This is a genomic window from Pseudomonas sp. R9.37 (assembly GCF_963878885.1).
Classification (GTDB): domain Bacteria; phylum Pseudomonadota; class Gammaproteobacteria; order Pseudomonadales; family Pseudomonadaceae; genus Aquipseudomonas.
In genome coordinates, this window is record NZ_CAWNZA010000031.1 from 1 (window position 1) to 358 (window position 358).

General features: G+C 49.4%; 2 rRNA genes. Both read right to left on the bottom strand.

Annotation, left to right across the window (positions count from 1 at the left end):
• Positions 1 to 102 (bottom strand): 5S ribosomal RNA (rrf, locus tag AACU78_RS15720); the annotation flags it as partial.
• A gap of 168 nt (positions 103 to 270) precedes the next feature.
• Positions 271 to 358 (bottom strand): 23S ribosomal RNA (locus tag AACU78_RS15725); the annotation flags it as partial.

Sequence of the window (358 nt, forward strand, 5' to 3'; positions counted from 1 at the left end):
TACTCTCACATGGGGAAACCCCACACTACCATCGGCGATGCATCGTTTCACTGCTGAGTTCGGGATGGGATCAGGTGGTTCCAATGCTCTATGGTCGTCAAGAAATTCGGGTACTGAGTCGTGACCAGATGGCCTCGCTTCAGCAAATTGGGTATGTGACAGCTTTCGGTGTTTTGTGAGATTCGAACTTTCGGTTCATTTCGTCTTCACACACCGCAATCTGGTCTCTTCGCTTTTCAGCGCAGAGCATGCAAATTGCTTGGGTGTTATATGGTCAAGCCTCACGGGCAATTAGTATTGGTTAGCTCAACGCCTCACAGCGCTTACACACCCAACCTATCAACGTCGTAGTCTTCGA